We start from the raw sequence: 14,820 nt of genomic DNA, 5'->3' as shown, positions 1-14,820 counted from the left end.
GCTTGCACAATGTGGCGGCGTCACGACTGGCGGTTTTGTTTGAAACCACCACCCCTCGCCGTGGCGCGGGAAGGTCCCGCACTGCTGTTGTCGACAGTTGGTCAGGGTCTGTATTCCGGGCTGCATTTCTCGCGACAAACCCGTCCGATAAAACCAGCGACGCGACAATTCCCACTACGCGGTCGGGTTGAAGTCAGCCTTGCGGCCTCTCCGGCTCATTGACGGAATCGCTTTAAAAATATATCGTGAAGGAAGACTCCCAAAGTATCTATCTATCAGTTCCAAGCGTTCAAGAGTTACGTTTATTTCGTAATTGGAAGGCTGCTATGGCTACGTTTCAGGACGTTCAAGCAGCAGTGCATGATATTGCTGCCCGTTTGAATGTCACCCCAGAGCTTGCTCGTGCTGCGCTGATTAACCCCGTGTTGGCGCTTGAGGAGCTTGGGTTCGATTTGGACCTGTCTGGCCGACTTGAGCTGGAGGACAGAGCGCGGTTTTCCAAGAAACAGATCGTTGTACGCAAAAGTTTGCGTAAAAAGATTTTCGCCGCGTCCGGGCATGAATTTGACCCCGGGCAGGAACAGGATCTTGCTGTGGTACTTTTCGACGAGTTGAAGCTGGTCGATGATACTTCGAAACGCCCTGACCTGTCTCCCTTGTCCTTGCCGATGCGAAAAGTGCGCTATTCCACCTCCAAAGTGAAGGTGGCCAGGGTCAAGGCATCGGAAATCGCGCGCCGGTTTCCCGGGAAAGCCAAGGGCAAATCCGTCGCCGGGATCGATCCAAGTTTGACTGAGCCCGCGAAGATTCCCGATCCGCTGGAAGCACTGGGCAAGGCGCACAAAATCATCTCTCCGTTGCTTGCCTACCGGCAACTTGATGCATCGACACCGCGTTTTGCGACCGAGGCGCTGTATCGTGCCGTGCGAACCGGGAAACGTAGGCTGGTCAATATCACGCCCCGCGCCGTTTTTACCGGCACTGCTTGAAGACACCCGGGCGCGATTCCCTCGCGCCGTCACACCGAGGACGTCAGGATGGCAAATACAAGAGGATATCAAGTTGTCGTCGAAGCCTCGGAAGAGGTCCTGCGAAAGGTCATTCGGGGGGCGTGGAAGTCCGCGGAATGCGACGATGATCCCGGCGATGAAGGCCGCATTCCCGAATTCATGGATGTTCCCGCAGGTGAAACCTTTGGCGGTTTTGTTGTAGCTGACGGGTCGGTTCAGATTCCCGAAGACCAGTTGGACGCCAGCTTGCGCCCGGACATCACCGGTGCCGAAATTCAACTTGGTGTCCTGATCCAGATCGAAATCGAAAACCCCCCGGTTCCATCGGCGCAAATGCTGACGATGACGGCCGATCTTGCTGCGGCTGCGCCGATTGGTCTAATTCCCGGGCGTCAGGATGTGGGATGGCTGTTGGATGGCCTGCCTCGCAACCAGGTATCCGCCACGCTGACCAGCGGCGATCCGATTGCGTCCAATATCGAGTTGTTCGCAAGTGAATTCGTGGACAAAGCCTATGAGAACGGCGGCCCCGGCGGCCCGATCGATCCGGCCTTTCCCTCCATCCCCCATGTCATCGATGAGACCGAGCTGCAATTCGCCTTGGGAGCTTTGACGACGGATGTCCATGCGGAAATCTTCAACGACGCCTTTGATGCGGCGCACGATATTGAAACCACCGTGTCAGGCGGTGACATAACAATTTCGCTGCCGGTTTATCTGCGGATGTTCAACATTGTCGTTGGGCCGACGGTGCAGCTTTTTTTCAATCCGCAGGACCCCATGGGGATCGAAACGCGGATCAACATCACGGCACCTTTCAGTCGGGTCGGTTCGGAATTCCGAACGGATTTGAACGCGGCCACCGTTACCGTGGACGCGATCACCCCCGCCGGTCCGGAATATGGGCCAGAGGGTGACAATTACATCGACAACCGTGATCAACTGGCGGCGATCCCGTTGGTCGCGATTGACCTCGACGCCCAGATTTCCAGCGAACTGGTGTCGCGGGGGCAGGAATTGGCCAGTGGGCTGGGCGAGATTTCAATTGCGGCCCCGACAGTGGCCGAGATCGAAGAATTCATCGGCGACTTTTTTCATCAGGATCTTGAGGCCCGCGATTTCGTTTACATCTGGGGACCAGAGGCAACGGACGAAGAGTTTGAAGTCGACAGCATCACCGTCGGCGTGACAAACGAGTTTCTGGCGATCGCCTTGAACGATGATGGCGGCGGTGACGTAGGCGGGCTTGCCAATTTCATTCCTGCTGACAGGGATTTTGCAATTGCCATCAGCGCGACCCAGGTCGAAGCTTCGATAGAAACGGCGCGCATCGAAGCCGAATTGTCGGATGACGACCTTCCAAAGACCTTTACACCTGACGGGCGCGAAGTCCGGCTGACCGATTTGGACGTCAGCCTCAGGGCGGGGGCGATCAGAATATCGGGCAAGGTGACGGTCGTAGACGCGATCCTGGGCAGCATTGATGTGGATGCCGACTTTTTTAATGATGTCGGATTGCGCTGGCAGCCGAATGGTTCGTTGGGCCCAACCGGTGGACAGCAAATGGATCACTTTGAAATCGACAGCGATGTCGATCCCGAAGAATCCGTGCTGCTTTGGGTGCTGACGGCAATCGCCGCGATATTGTCTTTCGGCGCTTTCGGAATTCTGGGCGCTTTGGTCGTTGTGATCGTGGCCCTTGTCGTCCGGGGAATTGCCGAAAGCATGGGCAGTGAAATCCTGTCAGATGAAGTTACAAATACGGTCACGGGTATCACCGGCTGGCCGGAGAACCTTGCCAGGATCGGGCGGGTCGAAGCGGTATTCTCGGACCCCATCGTGATTGATACCGACGGTCTTGAAATTGCCGGAGACTTCACTGTCATAAGCAGTTGCGAAGCCACGGATGTCGTCCCGGCGGATTCGGGCGGGGCACGGTCGGGTGCGGCCGCATCGGCCGTGTCGCTTGCGGCTGCGAATGAACATCCTGACGCGGGGTACGAGTGGTTGCCGGGTGACGGAACACCGGCCGCGGTCTTGCCCTCGATTCAGCATGTCTATGCTGCAAGTGGTGTCTACACCGCAAAACATGCGCTGACGATCAACCAGCCGGGTGGCGCGCGCAGTCGCAGTTTCTCGCTTGTTACCGTCGAAAATGTGCCGCCGACAGTGGATGCCGGCCCTGATCTGACGGTGCAGGAGGGTGAAGAGGTCACTCTGGTCGCACGGTTCCGAGATGTCGAATACCCCGACACCCACGAGTCCATGTGGTATTTCGGTGATCACCACGCGCCCAAACCCGGCGTGATTTCTGAAACCAATGCTCCTCCTGCGGCGACAGGCACGTCGACCGTGACCCATGCCTGGTGCGACAATGGCGAATACACCGTCACGGTGCGTATTCGCGACGTCAACGGCGGCGAGGCCATCGACACCCTGCGTGTCACCGTTACCAATGTTCCGCCCGAGGTCGAAGCTGGCCCTGACCTTTATGCATATGTCTGCACACCGATTACGCTTGTCGCTGATTTCCGGGATCCCGGCTGGTGCGACACGCATACGGCCAAGTGGGATTTCGGCGATTGCAGCGAACCCCGCACCGCCCTGATCGAGGAAACGAACGAACCACCGGCAGCCGAAGGCACGGCGACCGCCTCGCATATCTATGAAAACTGTGGTGACTTCCGGGCCGTCTGTACCGTCATGGATGACGATGGCGCCTTTGGTCAGGACGACCTGACCGTCCGGGTCGTGCATTTGCTGAACCCCGGTTTCGAAGATGGTTTCCGTTCGCTTCCAGCGGGCAATGTCGGTCGGTTCTGGACACCCTATGCATGGCTGACCGACTTGGCAGCCTTTCACGCCGGAAAGGGAAATCCCGTTCCGCAATTGGCACCGATCCCTGCCGATGCCTTTGACTGCGAAGGTTGCATCGTCCGGACCGGGGACAGGTCCCAACGGGTCATCGCACAGCGCGGCCTTCGTGTCGGGCTGTGGCAATCGCTGGGCTCAAACCCGGGATGGGATTATGAGTTCTCGTGTTGGTTCGCGAAGGAGGCTGGCGACGCAGGCGGCTATGCTTTGGGGTTGGATCCGCGCGGTGGTGATGATCCGCGGGCGCCCTGGGTGGAATGGTGGACCGGCGATCTGGACGGTGCCTGGCGGCAATTGCGGGGCCGCGTGACGGCGGAAGCCGAAGCCGTGACGGTATTTCTGGAGTTCAGTGGAGATGATCCGCGCAACGATGCGCTTGGCTATGTTGATGATTGCGCTTTCATCGCGATTCAGCCGCATTGTCCGGAGCAGCCGAAGCCCGATCCGGAAATTCCCCCGCGTGAACGTTGCATTGATTTTCGCGGCCAGAAACTGCCTTCCCGCCATCCGGTATTGAACGTCGGCGGTGTGCGGTTCCTGCCGACGAAGGGCAGCGTTCTTCAGATCATTGGCGGGTTCCAGCCGCAAGGCACACCCAAATTGTTGCTTTCCATCGCCGGTGTCTTTGCCCATCTGCCGGTCGTTGCTGATTGGGCCCGCCTCAAGTTGAGCTTTGCTGGCGGAAAGCCCATAACGATCATCGCGCTTGATGCGGCGGGCAATGTCCTGACGACCCAGACAGGAACGCAGCAGCAGGGGGTACAGGTCATCGAGATTCAGGCGAGCGGTATGATGACCCTCGCCATGCGCGCGCAGGAAGCGGCGTTGATCGAACTGTGTTTCCGGCCGGAACACCCGCGCAGTACGCCCTCGGCTGAGCCTGAACCGGGGCCCGGCATTGTCGTGAATCCGCGCTTCGATCGTGCCGTCGCACCGGCCATGTTCAGTGCAAGGACGACCACGGAGGACAGAACCTTGACCGAAACCAACAGCCCCCATCCGTTCGGCCTGTCCAAGGCGGCTTGGGGCAAGCTGGACACGCAGCTGCGATCGGAATTGGCGAAGGCCGCAACAGACGGCGATGATGGGCACTCGGTGCAGGTCATATTGCGCTTGGCGCCAGACACCGAAGGCAATGCGCCCTCTTTCCGGCGCGCCGAAACGAAGGCACGCGAAGATTATTTCCGCCGACGCACACGGCCCCTGGTCGGTACCCTGGAAAACCTGGGCGGTGTCGGGATTACCGAACTGTGGCTGATAGACAGTGTTGCCGTTGAACTTTCGCCCGGGGCCATCGCGACAATGGCCAACGATCCTTCCGTGGTGATGATCACCCATTCCACCAAACGTCAGGCCATTCCTGAAAATCCCACAAGACCATGATCTAAAGGAGCACGAAATGTCCGAGTTAAGCCGGGAACACGTTGATCGCTTCGAAAGAGCGGAACGTCGTGAAATCGAGAAGCTTCGTGCCGAGTTTGGCAGCGAGTCCATCTCGAAGATGGACAGCATTATCTTGCGCGACCTCTTGGCCAACCGAAAAGAGGCGCGCCTGAACGCTCTGCTTGGCCAAACCGAAACCGCCCAGCTTCCCCGGCATCGCGTGCTGGTCTCGCTGCGCAGCGGCAGGGCATCGCCGGATCGCCCGCCCCGTGCGTTCGACCGGCGCCCGCGCCGCCGTTCGATCATGCAACACCGACGCCATGGTGAAGACGTGGTGGGCAAAATCGCCAAAAGCTTTGAAGAGCGGGGGATTGAAGTCGAGCGGTCGTTTTGGCTGACTCACAGTCTGGTTGTCCTTGCCGATGATCAGCGCATTACGGATATCGCAGGGCGCGCCGATGTCCTGAAGATGGCTCATTGCAAAAACCAGATCCTGGTCGACCTGGATAACAGCCGTCCGCTGATCAATGCCGATGTCGTGGAAGCCAGCGGGATCAACGGTGCCGAAGTGGATGTTGCCGTTCTGGATACGGGCGTGGACCAGACACATCCCGAACTTGCCGGGAATTTCGGCACCCAACAGGATTTTACCGGCGAGGGGTTGGGCGACTTGAACGGGCACGGTACGCATTGTGCGGGTGTTGTCGCCAGCAATGGCGCGACGTTCCGTGGTGTCGCCACGGGGGCGGTTATCCACGACTACAAGCTGCTGGATCAGTTTGGCAGCGGGAACGCTCCCAACTGCGTTGCGGCAATCCAACAGGCCGTAGCAGACGGGATGGATGTTCTTTCCAATTCCTGGGGCTTTTCCCACAGAAACGGCAATTGGGTCGATCCGGACGGAACATGCGTTTTATGTGTCGCCGCTGATGCGGCTTCGACCGCCGGGGTGACCTTTGTGGTGGCCGCGGGCAACGAGGGCAATGACAGTTGCGGCACTTATGACACGCGCATTCGCTGTCCGGGTATTGCGCAGAGCGTGATTACCGTCGGCGCAAGCGATGACAGCGACAACATGGCCGGTTTCTCCAGTCCCGGACCAACGCCGGATGGACGCGACAAACCGGATGTCACCGCCCCCGGCGTGGATATCGTGGCATCGCGATCGGCGACCGGCAATGACATGAATGGCGGCGCGACGGTGATAGATCCGCTTCATCTCGAGGCCAGCGGCACCTCGATGGCCTGCCCCCATGTCGCAGGGGTCGCGGCGCTGATGTTGCAGCGAAACCCGACACTGCTGCCGGCTGACATCAAGGCAGTTCTCATGGCCACCGCCGTCGATATCGGCGCACCGACCACGCAGCAGGGCGCCGGGCGTGTGGATGCTCGGGCGGCGGTCGGCTCGGTCTGATTTGGATATTTTTGAACGGAGGATACGAACGTGGCAGACTATGAACAGCGGATGCAGCCGGAAGAGGGTGCAAAGGCAGTCGAAAAACTGGCCGAAGATGCTTTGGCGGGTTTCAAGGCGGACGCCAAGAAGGAATATGCTGAACTGGTCAAGCAGTACGAGGGCGCCAGTGCAACGGTTGGTGTTTTTGGTATGGGGTCGGTCGAAGTTTCGGTGATGAGCGGTGAAGTTCTCATCAACCCGAGCCAAAAGCGCAAAGGGAAAGGCCGGGGCGTCGGCGCGATTTCACCGGAAGCACTTGTGGCCATATCCGAAGGCAGGATGACCGTAATGGACGCTTTCCACCGTGGTGAGATTGTCGTTCGCGCCGAGTCCGCAGCATTGCACGAGGGCTACGACAGTTTCATCAGGAACTCCGAAGCGGCGCTCAGGTCGAAGCGTTTGCAGAAGACGCTGGCGCAGTTCCGCAAGATTGCGGATGTCTGACTGGTTGCAAGACGAACAGGTCCGGGCCACGATACCCCAGGTTGAAGCATCCATGTTGGATGCCGTCGCCTCGGACCAGCCGGGATTCGAAGAGATAGCCCACTGGCTTATCGGGGCTGGCGGGAAACGGTTGCGGCCAATTCTTCTGCTGCTTACCGCGCGAAGCCTCACCGACACAGAAGGCCGCAACCGCGCAATTCAGGCGGCGGCGGCTGTCGAAATGATCCATGTGGCGTCGCTCTATCATGACGACGTCATGGACCGGGCCGAACTTCGGCGTGGAGCGGAAAGCGTGAACCGTCGCTGGTCTTCGCCCATCGCCAGCTTCGCCGGAACATTCATTCTGGCCCGTGCAATAAACCTGTTGGAGTCCATCAGCCCAAAGGCCTCTGAGCTGGCTGGCAAACACTGCGCTGCGCTGTGTCTGGGGCAGTTGCGCGAAGCCGAAAACGCCTACAACGCCGATTGGACCATTGAAGAGCATCTTGAAATGCTCGAGGGCAAGACGGCCGAGCTGTTTGTTCTCGCCGCATCGTTGGGGGCGATGTTGGCGGACGTAAGTGATCAGGATCGAGACGCACTGATCACCTATTCAAAGTGCCTGGGCCTTGCGTTTCAACTGCGCGACGATGTTCTGGACTACATTGCAAGCAGCGCGGAACTTGGAAAGGGGTCCGCCTCTGATCTGCGCGAAGGGGCCTATACGATGCCGGTGCTCCTGTGCCTGGGTCAGAACGGTCAGGCCGCCGATGAATTGCGAGCCAGGTTGAGGCTGGCTGAAATGCAGGATGCGGATATTTCGCGCGCTGTGGAAATCATTCGCAATTCGGGCGCGGTGGAAGCTACGGAACAGTTGGCGCGGGACAAATCCGAAGCGGCCGTACAGGTCATCTCGGGGCTGGATGATCATGTGCTGCGCGCCTCGCTGGCAAACCTCGCCCGGCTTTCGGTCGAAAGGAGGGCCTGACATGGACGGTTACGGCCCTTTTGCCGAGGATCTGCCGCTTGCGACACCTGCGGAAGCCGCGGCCGAGACATGGGACGCCATCATTGTCGGTGCGGGGCCCGGCGGCAGCGCTGCCGCCATCGAGCTGACGCGCAGAGGTCGAAAGGTCATTCTGATCGACCGTGAGGATTTCCCTCGGGACAAAAGCTGTGGAGACGGAATCACCCGGTCCGGTATCTCTCAGCTGAAACGCCTCGGCATTCTGCCTGCGCTTACAGATCAGCAGGAGGTCGAAGGTGTGCGTGTCCATATGCGCAACAGGGGCCACCGGGATTTTCGATACGAGGGCGAAGACGACTATGGGCTGGTTGTACCCCGTTTGATACTGGATGACTGTCTTTTGCGTCAGGCCCGCGCGGAAGGAGCGGCTTTCTTGCCGAAATGCCGCGCCGACGATCTGGTAACGGATGAAAGCCGGACTGTCACAGGTGTCACCGCTCGGATGCAGGATGGCGCGACAGTGGTTCTGACCGGGTACATGGTCATCGCCGCAGACGGGGCCGCGTCTCGATTGGCGAAAGCGGCGGGATTGCGGGAAACACCGGAACAAGGCTATGGCACCGCGCTTCGCGGTTATGTCGATGGCTGCGGAGACACTCCGCCACTGCTGGAAATAATGCTGCCGTTGACTGATGTTACAGACCGGTACTTGTTGCCGTCCTATGGCTGGGCATTCCCAACGGGGAAGGGAACTGCAAATGTCGGTGTCGGGCTGTTCTGCAGGGCGTTTGACACCAATGTCAGGACATTGTTCGATCAATTTCTGGACGTGCTCCGCAAGGATTATCCGGAATATTCGGGCATTCAGTTGTCCGGCACAACCTTGGGTGCACCGCTGAGATTCGATTTCGCACCGGAACGCGCCGCCCATTCGGGTCTGTTGCTGGTTGGGGACGCCGCCGGTCTTATCAGCCCGTTTACAGGCGAAGGAATCAGCTTTGCGCTGGAATCCGGTGCGCTTGCGGCGCAAACCACTGATCGATGTCTCCGCACCGGGGCAGGCCCTTGGGTGGCGGCAGACGACTACGCGCTTTTGTTGGGGGATCGCTTTGCCGGGTACTTCACGCTCGGGAACCGCGCAAGCCGCCGATACGAGTTCATCTGGCGCGTGTTGGACGATACGTTCGAAAGCGAAAAGCCCGTTCACAACATGCTGCGCCGCGCCGTTTTGGTGCCTGAAGGCACTGGCGGTGATGTGGAAAGCGCCATGTTGGATGACGTCTCGCCCCTTGTGCGAGTGCCCGAGATGCCGCTTGGGGACGACCTGCGCGATGTGGGTGCGCGCCTCAATCACATCGTACGCACCGATTGGCCGTTTCTGACGCGCATGTCCTTCGCGGGCAAGCGGGCTGGCATGGTTGCGTTTCGACCTTCGCTGTTGCTTTTGCTGACGTCCTATTTGGGTGATGTTGAGGCAAAACGGCGTCGTGCCGCGGCCACGGCGCTGGAGCTTGCGTATCTGGGGTTTCTTGCCCAAAGCGGCATTCGAGGGATCGAGGGGGCGGCCGCAACAGCCGACGCCACGGCGAACTGGGGCGACAAGCTTGGGATACTCACAGGTGATTATCTTCTGGCGAAGGCGCATGAAGTAGGTGCTCGGGACTGCCCAGACCTGGTGCCATCAATCCTGAGTGCCATGGCCTCGGCCTGTGAAGGCCGAGTGTCCGAGCTTCGGACTGCATGGCAACCGGATATGGCTGTCGAAAAGCGCATCGCGCAGATGCGGCAATGCATGGCTGCATTCTTCCGACTACCTTGCGAACTCGGCGCGATGCTTGCCGAACAAAACGATCTGTCAGGTGCCCTTCGCGACTATGGCGAGAATCTTGGCCTGGCTTACCTGCTGACCGAGGATGAACTTGCCCTGGACCGCCCCCCGGGCAGCACCCCATTTGCGTCAGACCTCTCGAGCGGCCTGTTCAGCGTGCCTGTTCTCGAGGCAGCCCAGCGGCAAACGGGGGGCGCAGCGGCCCGTACTTTCCTCAGTCACCGCGACCCAGCGCGGTTTTTGGCAGAGCTTTCTCCGGCCACGCGCCATATCAAGAGGCAGCAATTGCCCGAAGAATACCGCGATCAGGCAATAGCGGCGCTAAGCCCCGTGCCACGGGGCGGCGTGGCAAAATCGCTTTCGGCGCTTGCAGGTTACGCGGTAAGTCGACAGGTCCCAAAACGCCGCGTGCTGTAAAAGTGCGATCCAGGTTCCGAGGTGTCCCGCTGTCGGTCAAAAGCGCAGTGATCCACGTTGCCTTTCCCCATGCGCCGGGTGCTTCATTCAGGGGCAGGGGGTATGTGTGGACAGCCCATGTTTCGGACGGAGGGTTCAGGTTCCAACCGGCTGCCATGAGCATGCCGCCTAGGACGACTTCCACCCGTGGTTCAATTTGGTTCGATAATGTCGACACAGCGCCTCGTGGATGACCGCCTCTTCCGCGGCGGTTCCCCAGTGGAGGACCCGGTTGATGGACATATGAGCGAGGCTTCCCAGAACGTCGGCCAAGCTGTTTCCCAACCGGCCATCCTGTTCTTCTCGCTGAAGGCGTCCAATATCCGGATAAAGCCTGGCCGCACGAGCGTTCCAGCGCGATGGCCGCGAATGAATGCCTTTGCCTACACCGAGTTCACTCAGAACAACGCATGCACTTTTCCATTCCTTTCCAGTAGCACGACGCGCAATCCGGCGCGACGCCGGGCCGCCCCCGTAGTTTTGTGAACAGCGCTCGGAGATCGCCAGCCGAACACCTGTGGGCAGTTCCAAATCTTCGAACAGGGCATCGATACTGGCGGCTGACGCCATCCACCGTCTGGACCGGCTGATCTTCGGATCGTTGAGTACGTCAAGCGCAGTGATCGAGTCGGCGCCGAATATCCTCTCGCATGCGCCGAGCCCCAGTTCTCCGCCGTAGCGCGCCGTTTCAGGCAGGTATTCGTCAACAAGAAACCTGTCCACCAATCCACCGGCCGTTTTCTGCAAGTGAACAAGCACCCGGTTCCTCAGAACTCTGTCATGATCGTTTGAAAATTTGATGCGGAGGCGCAGTTCAAGTTCCGGGTCTGCATATCTTACGAAGAACCAGTTCTCGATCAGGTTGCGTTTCTGCCAAAGCGTCAACCTCTTCGATTGCAGTTTCAGGAACTGTTCCAGCTTTATGGCATCCCCGAAAAGCCGCAGATACAACCATGATCCGGCCTCATCAGTGCCGTGCCCCAGCGGTTGCCATGCGGTCGGGTTGGCATCGTATTCGACAAAGGACGTATCAACGGGCTTTGCTGGGGCATAAACCAGTTCAGAGGCCAATCGACCATGCGGCGAGTCGATCCACCAATCCTTGGGCGCCGGAAGGTACTCGCAGATCGAAAGCGGCCCTTTTTTCAACGTCTTGGTCAGGTTGGCAGTGGAAAAGGGGTTGTCAAGATCCCATGGCGTGGCCATGTCGCTGGCCTCATCCGTAGGGGCCACATATCGCGGCAATTCCAGTTTTTGTCGGTTTGCTTCCAGCCAGAATTCCGCTTTGCCTGACCTGACCACCTCTGTCGGGATACAAAGCCGCCACCGTTGCGGTGCAAGGACCACATTTCCAGCACAGACCCTGGGCAGCCGGTTCCGATTGCTTTGCGATTGCCACGACCAGATCACCGACGGTTGCCGCATGTGCATGGCGATGTCGATGAGCAGAAGATAGACAGCCGGCGCCCCGGGAGGGCTTTGGTGCGCAGCATGCAGCTGTGGAATGACCTCGACGCCTTGGCTGCCCCAGAACAGCCGGAACCGACTGCCATCGTGACGAATCCACAGATCGTGCAGCGGAATCCTCCTTTCCGGCGGCAACCCGCTGTCGCCGAGGATCTCGATAACATACCGGGAAAGGCTGGCGCGCCTCAGGATGTTTGATGACCGGGGGTCCGTGGCGCACAGGATGTCTGCTTCGACAATTGTCGAATCCTCTTCACGCGTGGGGCTGTGTTGCATCAACGCGTCTGCGATCAACTGATTTCGCCTTGAGAAACGGCCGAAAATCGCCTTGGGCCCGCCCGGAAAAATTCCTTCGGGATAGGCCGTCCAGACGGGGTTGTGCCCGGAGCTGCGTCCTACTTTGCTCAGAAGAACGCCATCTTGGATGGCGAAAGGGGCCTGATCCGTGTTGCGGGCATGCAGGATCTCGATATCCTGCGCGCAAAGCACCCACTTGCGCGCGTCCCAATCGGGTTCCAGCGGAAATTCCTGAAGGTTTTGCCTGGGGGCATCACTTGACGACTCCGTACCTGTAACGAAATCCATTCGCAGCGGCATGCCGAGATATGCAAGCCCGCTTTCGGCATCCACGGCCTGACCTAGCAATACGGCGCGGTCACCGTAACGGTCAAGGAAACGCCGTTCAAATTCCAGAAAACGGTTTGGCTTTGGGACGCGAAAGCCGATCTTTTCCAAAATGTTCCATGCGTCGGTCAGTGCCTGCACCGCGCGCAGTGGAGTTTCCAACGTGCCGACGCAATGCGCATCGACATGCAGAAAATCACCTCTCCAACCCGGGGCGAAAGAGTCAGCTGTTCGCCCCAGTTGCTTTAACGCGATCATCGAAGGGATTTCACGCGCGGCATCAAGAGCACGCCCGAGCGCCGCCAAGCCTCTCTTTTGACGGGCGGTCATATCTCTTTCCAGCCGCTTCAGGGTTCTGGCGGTTGCGTCATGCCCCAGAAGTATTGGGTCTTTCTGTGGAATCAGAGCCTCGGACCGACATAGATCCGAGATTGTCACGGCAGATTTGAAAGGGCGGTCTTTGAGGGCCGTTTCCAGATCGGAAATCGAGACGGAATCCACATCAAAGATGAACTCTGCCAGATCGGAATCCGCCGCTGCAATGATGTGTTCGTGGTTCCAGGGCCCGTCGAGATCACCGTTGGTTATCCAGTGCAGAACGTCCTGTTCCCACCAAGCCGATGGATTGCACCGCACCCTCGTGCTTTGCGTTTCGGCGAGTCCGGCGGCAATATGAGACAAAAACCCACAGTCCAGATCCATATCCAGATGGTGGTCTGCCACGGTGACGATGTCCTTGCCTGCAACAGGTATTGCCGTGCCCACTGCCGCGAATGCGCCGAACGGCGTCGGGCGAAAACACATTCTGTAAACAAACCGATACAATGTGCCGAGGACTGCGGGGGAGAGGCCTTCGCCTTTCTCGATTTCCCGCATGACCTTCGAGAAAAAACCGGGTCGTGCTATGAACAACGACAAGGCAAAGGACGGATCGCGAATTAAATCTGAAGCACGCTTTTCCAGATCCTTTTTTCGGGTGCTTTTTGTGACTCCGCCAAGATCGTGCTGCGGTGAACGCGTACAAACACGAATTCCGAGGAACGGACGAGAGTTGTGCGGTTCCGGATGGGACGGGCAGTGGACATTCTGTTCAATATCCAGCCCCATGAACTTCAGATATCCGAGGTAACCCGTGTCCCTTAGGGCAAGCAGTGCCAACAAAACGCCGCTCGACCCGGTCAGAAGGTCCGTCGATTGAAACGTCTTCCAGCCTGCGCCGATCGCGGGAAGCCCGTCCGGGCTCAATTCCCGTTCAACGAGAGACAAAAGCCGTTCGGTGTGCTTTTTGATCAGAGGATCGACGTTTGCTTTGGGAAAAAGCGATCGAATGGCAAGGGCCATCACCACAATTCCGGCATCGCCATGGCACAGCCCGCCGTCATTGATACCCGTCTCACGAAAAGGTCTGTCGACGCAGGATACCAGAACCCGCGATGCGACATCGCGTATTTCGTCCTCCATCCCCACCAGCCTCGCCGCCGCGAGCGCGGTGTATATGATGCCAAGGTCGCCATAACACCATGCAAGACGTGACGGTACCTCCCAGGCATGACTGAGCGCTGACATGCAGGGAAAGCAGGATGACAGGCCGCTGTCTGAAAACGCGCCCCGGTGCGAAAGCAGAAACAGGACCGCGTCTTTGAGGTCTTCGATGTGTCGTGGCGTGAACGCGTGCCGCCGACCCAGGCGGGTCAGAGCCAGAACGGCGCCGGGAGAACCATGCGCCAGCCCCATGTTGACGAGGTACCGCGTTGTTTTCAGGGGGCCGGTCTCGTCTTCCGGTGAGGAAAAAGGTTCTGTCCACGCAAGCCCCCGTTCTGTTCGTGCCGAGTGCCTCCAAAGCTCCTCTGCCAAACGCAGGCACAGCGACTTTCCCCCAAGACGGGCCGTCCGGGATTTCGGTTCGCACAGAAATACGGATATACCCGCAAGACCGGACACGTGATCGAAGTGCCCCATCCAGGGGGCTTCGAGAAGGCGTTGCGCAACCGAACGCAGGGCACGGTCAAGCGCCAGTTGCGCTTCGGGATCGTGTGGATTGGCGTCCAGAGCATGACAGGCCAGCAACCCAAGGCCGGCGCGGCCATCGAACAGAGAAACAGGGGCTCCGCGCAGGTCTCGGTCGCAAGCCCAAATGGTCGCAAGGCGACGTGACGCGGCGGATCGCACGCGATCATCATTCAGAAAATTGTCTGCCGCCAACAATGCCAGCGCCTCTCCGGCGACGGCGCTTCCCAGTCCGATTGCATCATTTCTGATCGGGGCCGCAACAATCGACCCTGCAATGGACTGTATTGCCGCATCAATCCGCGTTGTCGAAATAGACATGGGC

At 59.0% G+C, this 14,820-nt stretch carries 7 protein-coding genes; 6 read left to right on the top strand and 1 reads right to left on the bottom strand.

Annotated features, from left to right (window positions below; genetic code table 11):
• The first annotated feature begins 245 nt into the window (after positions 1-245).
• The 6 genes from GOW04_RS06835 to GOW04_RS06810 are packed head-to-tail and all read left to right on the top strand — an operon-like array spanning position 246 to position 10,358.
• Entirely contained in the window at positions 246-989 is a 744-nt protein-coding gene (locus tag GOW04_RS06835; protein ID WP_171231932.1) for a hypothetical protein, read from the top strand.
• Positions 990-1,037: 48 nt separating this feature from the next.
• Entirely contained in the window at positions 1,038-5,267 is a 4,230-nt protein-coding gene (locus GOW04_RS06830) for a PKD domain-containing protein (protein WP_171231931.1), read from the top strand.
• Between the two features lie 16 nt (positions 5,268-5,283).
• Complete coding sequence (locus tag GOW04_RS06825; protein ID WP_171231930.1) at positions 5,284-6,681, top strand: S8 family serine peptidase; 1,398 nt, start codon at positions 5,284-5,286, stop codon at positions 6,679-6,681.
• Positions 6,682-6,711: 30 nt separating this feature from the next.
• Positions 6,712-7,167 (top strand): hypothetical protein, encoded by a 456-nt coding sequence (locus GOW04_RS06820; protein WP_152457484.1) that lies wholly within the window; start codon positions 6,712-6,714, stop codon positions 7,165-7,167.
• Positions 7,160-8,134 carry a polyprenyl synthetase family protein gene (locus GOW04_RS06815; protein ID WP_171231929.1) on the top strand — a complete coding sequence of 325 codons (975 nt, stop codon included), beginning with the start codon at positions 7,160-7,162 and terminating at the stop codon, positions 8,132-8,134. The genes GOW04_RS06820 and GOW04_RS06815 overlap by 8 nt, the downstream gene beginning before the upstream one ends.
• 1 nt (position 8,135) lies before the next feature.
• On the top strand, positions 8,136-10,358 hold the full coding sequence (locus GOW04_RS06810; RefSeq protein WP_171231928.1) for a geranylgeranyl reductase family protein: 2,223 nt from the start codon (positions 8,136-8,138) through the stop codon (positions 10,356-10,358).
• 168 nt (positions 10,359-10,526) lie between these two features.
• On the opposite strand, the gene GOW04_RS06805 is transcribed toward GOW04_RS06810, so the two are convergent.
• Positions 10,527-14,816 carry a thiopeptide-type bacteriocin biosynthesis protein gene (locus tag GOW04_RS06805; RefSeq protein WP_171231927.1) on the bottom strand — a complete coding sequence of 1,430 codons (4,290 nt, stop codon included), beginning with the start codon at positions 14,814-14,816 and terminating at the stop codon, positions 10,527-10,529.
• Positions 14,817-14,820: the final 4 nt, after the last annotated feature.

Source organism: Ruegeria sp. HKCCA4812 (assembly GCF_013034245.1).
Lineage (GTDB): Bacteria > Pseudomonadota > Alphaproteobacteria > Rhodobacterales > Rhodobacteraceae > Ruegeria.
The sequence above is the reverse complement of the archived record's forward strand: the minus strand, read 5'-3'. Positions and strand labels throughout refer to the sequence as shown.

What these genes read in the sequence shown, in the direction of transcription:
- GOW04_RS06810 (WP_171231928.1), top strand. Translation starts at nt 8,136, where the DNA reads ATGGACGGTTACGGCCCTTTTGCCGAGGATCTGCCGCTTGCGACACCT.
- GOW04_RS06805 (WP_171231927.1), bottom strand. Translation starts at nt 14,816, where the DNA reads ATGTCTATTTCGACAACGCGGATTGATGCGGCAATACAGTCCATTGCA.
- GOW04_RS06825 (WP_171231930.1), top strand. Translation starts at nt 5,284, where the DNA reads ATGTCCGAGTTAAGCCGGGAACACGTTGATCGCTTCGAAAGAGCGGAA.
- GOW04_RS06815 (WP_171231929.1), top strand. Translation starts at nt 7,160, where the DNA reads ATGTCTGACTGGTTGCAAGACGAACAGGTCCGGGCCACGATACCCCAG.
- GOW04_RS06830 (WP_171231931.1), top strand. Translation starts at nt 1,038, where the DNA reads ATGGCAAATACAAGAGGATATCAAGTTGTCGTCGAAGCCTCGGAAGAG.